A 3,105-nucleotide genomic window follows, 5' to 3' on the forward strand; every position below is an offset into this window, starting at 1 on the left:
AGCAAGCCCGCTACTTCGTGCTCCCGCCTCGCCGCGCCGGGCGGTCATTCCCGCGCGAAGTCAAGCGCTCTCGCAGCAAGTTCCCCACAAAGAAAATGCCAGTCAGATCTTAACTGACTGGCATTGGGCTTTGCCGGCCTTTTTTCTGTGGGCGCCAGAAGTCATGCGCGACCAGCACCGGAAGGCCCGGGTTCCGTGCGCGCAGCAGGATTTCTACTTGCCCCCTATTAATGCGACGAATTCGCATTTATACTTGGCACAACCGTTCCATCAGCACTGCCCGCCGTCCCCTGCCATGATCGTCTGCGTATGCCATCGGGTCTCCGACCGCGAAATTGCCCGCCATGTGCGAGCGGGACTGAGCTTTGACGACATCCAGTTCGAGCTCGGCGTAGCCACGCAGTGCGGTCAATGTGAAAGCTGCGCGCGCGATGTGGTAGCGCAGTGCAGCGCCTCCCATCCCATTGCCGCGTTGCAACGGGAAACGGGTCACCAAGTGATCCAGCTCACGTCCTCCATAGCGGATAGCAAGGCATGGAACCGTTCTCGATCCTCGGCGGCAGTCTGATCTTGATTGCAGGGTCGCTGTGGTGGATCTTCCATAAATAAACTCCCTGCGTGCGGCCGCTTCAGCGGGTCGCGCCGCCGACATGACAGCTTCACAACGCTACGCTCCTGCGCCGCGCATCAGCAGGAATGCCGCCATTGTTGGCGGCGTGGTCCTCTTTCACGTGGCCGTGCTCTGGGCCATCCAATCGGGTCTGGTGCAGCGCGCCATCGACATCGTTGTTCCCGCAGAGATCATCAGCGAGATCATCACGCCACCCGAGCCCCAGATTCCGCCTGCGCCCCCGCCGCCCGCGCCCAAGCCCGCTCCGACACCTGCGCCGCAGGTCAAGAAAGCGCCGCCGCCGCCCGCACCTCGCCCTGTGGCGATTGCGGATCCCACTCCGTCGCCCAATGCACCTACGGGCGTGACCACGCCGCAGCCGCCGGCTCCACCGATCGAGGCACCGGCCCCGGCCCCATCGCCCCCTCCAGCGCCGCCCGCACCTCCTGCGCCGCCGCAGATCGTCCTCCCATCAAGTGACGCCGACTACCTGCAGAACCCCAAGCCTGCCTATCCGGCCATCAGCAAGCGCCTTGGTGAACAGGGCAAGGTGGAGATACGCGTCCTGATCAACGCACAGGGACAGCCCGAGCGCGCGGAAATATCCAAGTCCAGCGGCTACGAAAGACTGGACAAGCAGGCTTACGAGACCGTCTTGAAGTGGCGCTTCACTCCTGGCAAGCGCAATGGCGTCGCAGAGGCCATGTGGTTCAAGGTTCCGATCAACTTCGTTCTCGAATAATTTCTCTGGAGTATTTATGGATTCCCAATTCGGCCTTGCCAACGTCTGGTCGCAGGGCGACTTTGTCATCAAGGCGGTCGCAGTACTGCTGCTGGGCATGTCGCTGGCATCCTGGATCGTCATCCTGATCAAGGCGCTGGATGTCGTGCGCTACAAGAAGTTCGCTCGCAACGCAGAGGACTTCTGGCACAGCGAGGACTTCGCCGCCGGCCTGACGAAGCTCGGCGCTGACGCGACCAATCCGTTTCGTCAGCTCGCGGTGGAAGGCCGCGAGGCAACGGCGCACCATCGCAACACCAAGGCCCATCTGCACGACAGCCTGGATGTCAGCGACTGGGTGACGCGCTCGCTGCGCAATGGCATTGATGAAGTCACGGCACGCATGCAGTCGGGTCTGGCGATCCTCGCCTCGGTCGGCTCCACGGCGCCGTTCATCGGCCTCTTCGGTACGGTGTGGGGCATCTACCATGCCCTGATGAGCATCGGCATGTCCGGCCAGGCCAGCATCGACAAGGTGGCGGGCCCGATCGGCGAGGCATTGATCATGACCGCCTTGGGACTGGCGGTCGCCATCCCCGCGGTGCTGGGCTACAACGCTCTGGTGCGAGGCAACAAGTCGGTGCTGAGCAAGCTCAACAGCTTCGCCCATGACCTGCACGCCTATTTCGTCACCGGCGCGCGTGTCAGCGGAAACGGCCCTGCCACGGTTCTGCCGCTCAAGAAGGGGGCGTGAGATGGCCTTCGGGACGCAAGACGACTCCGACGAGGTGATGAACGAGATCAACATGACGCCGCTGGTGGACGTCATGCTGGTGCTGCTCATCATCTTCATCATCACCGTGCCGGTCATGAAGGACGCCGTCAAGATCGACCTTCCGCGCGCCTCCAGCCAGCCAGAGGATGCCAAGCCCGAGACCATTCGCCTGAGCGTGGCCGCCGATGGCAGCTACTTCTGGAACGACAACCGCATCGCGGATGAGGACCTGGAGCCCAGGCTGCAAGCCGAGAGCCACAAGACGCCCCAGCCGGAACTGCACATCCGCGGCGACAAGGACGTGCGCTACGAACGCGTGGCCCAGGCCATGTCAGCAGCGCAGCAGGCTGGCGTGAAGAAGATTGGCTTCATCACCGAGCCGAAGAAGTAGGCCCTCCGCTGCCGCACTTGTGGCAGCAGTTGCGCCGCAGCACAAAGATACAGAAATCCCGACACTCTTCTGTTGACGCATTTTTGAGAATGGTTATCATTAACCAATAGCGAAATCAGCAAAGGAAGCATTCCATGCACGCAAGCGCAAGCCCCTCTTCTCCGTCGGTCCTGGCATCCGCGTCGCGGCAGGTCTACGCCGAGATTTCGCGCACCAGCCCGAACTCATCCCTCGAGCAGGCCGCGGTGGAAAGCGCCGAACTGCTGCGCGGCCGCAAAGCGGTGGAGATCATCCACAACGGTTCCGTCTACCGCTTGCAGGCCACCCGCCTGGGCAAGCTGATCCTGACCAAATAGGTTTCATCGTGGGGCGACTCCAGGGACTTGCACAAGTCTTCAAGGGTCGTTTTTGCTAGCCAACGGTTCGCCGTCCAGCCACGCATTTTTTCCCCAGCGCACAAGAAAAAAGCCGACCGCAGGTCCAATGCCAGTCAGATAAGCCCAAGCGAAGCTGAAGGCAGGTAAAAAGGGAACGTATGGACCACGTTCCCTTTTTACTTTGAGCCTGCTGCAAACGACCCTGAACGAGACATTGGAGGCACTCCCTGC

Annotated in this window: 6 protein-coding genes; 5 read left to right on the top strand and 1 reads right to left on the bottom strand. The window is 61.7% G+C overall.

Going from position 1 to position 3,105, the window contains the following annotated elements; translation table 11 throughout:
- Nucleotides 1-295: 295 nt before the first annotated feature.
- The 5 genes from JHD63_RS22085 to hemP all read left to right on the top strand — a co-directional run bounded on the left by JHD63_RS22085 (nt 296) and on the right by hemP (nt 2,853).
- Nucleotides 296-568, top strand: a complete 273-nt coding sequence (locus JHD63_RS22085; RefSeq protein ID WP_198972935.1) for a (2Fe-2S)-binding protein — start codon at nt 296-298, stop codon at nt 566-568.
- An 82-nt stretch (nt 569-650) separates the two neighbouring features.
- Nucleotides 651-1,352 (top strand): energy transducer TonB, encoded by a 702-nt coding sequence (locus tag JHD63_RS22090; protein WP_198972936.1) that lies wholly within the window; start codon nt 651-653, stop codon nt 1,350-1,352.
- Between the two features lie 16 nt (nt 1,353-1,368).
- A complete protein-coding gene (locus JHD63_RS22095; protein WP_198972937.1) occupies nt 1,369-2,085 on the top strand; it encodes a MotA/TolQ/ExbB proton channel family protein in 717 nt (238 codons plus the stop codon).
- Nucleotide 2,086: 1 nt separating this feature from the next.
- On the top strand, nt 2,087-2,497 hold the full coding sequence (locus JHD63_RS22100) for an ExbD/TolR family protein (RefSeq protein ID WP_198972938.1): 411 nt from the start codon (nt 2,087-2,089) through the stop codon (nt 2,495-2,497).
- Nucleotides 2,498-2,631: 134 nt separating this feature from the next.
- Nucleotides 2,632-2,853, top strand: a complete 222-nt coding sequence (gene hemP / locus JHD63_RS22105) for a hemin uptake protein HemP (protein WP_198972939.1) — start codon at nt 2,632-2,634, stop codon at nt 2,851-2,853.
- 39 nt (nt 2,854-2,892) lie between these two features.
- Here the strand turns inward: hemP and JHD63_RS24250 are convergent.
- On the bottom strand, nt 2,893-3,105 hold a 213-nt coding region (locus JHD63_RS24250; protein ID WP_233168537.1), incomplete at its 5' end, for a hypothetical protein.

Origin of the sequence: Xylophilus sp. ASV27 (assembly GCF_016428875.1) — a bacterium.
Classification (GTDB): Bacteria; Pseudomonadota; Gammaproteobacteria; order Burkholderiales; family Burkholderiaceae_C; genus Xylophilus.

Bases quoted from the DNA above. Each gene is read 5' to 3' on its own strand.
- JHD63_RS22095 (WP_198972937.1), top strand. From the start codon at position 1,369: ATGGATTCCCAATTCGGCCTTGCCAACGTCTGGTCGCAGGGCGACTTT.
- JHD63_RS22100 (WP_198972938.1), top strand. From the start codon at position 2,087: ATGGCCTTCGGGACGCAAGACGACTCCGACGAGGTGATGAACGAGATC.
- JHD63_RS22090 (WP_198972936.1), top strand. From the start codon at position 651: ATGACAGCTTCACAACGCTACGCTCCTGCGCCGCGCATCAGCAGGAAT.
- hemP (WP_198972939.1), top strand. From the start codon at position 2,632: ATGCACGCAAGCGCAAGCCCCTCTTCTCCGTCGGTCCTGGCATCCGCG.
- JHD63_RS22085 (WP_198972935.1), top strand. From the start codon at position 296: ATGATCGTCTGCGTATGCCATCGGGTCTCCGACCGCGAAATTGCCCGC.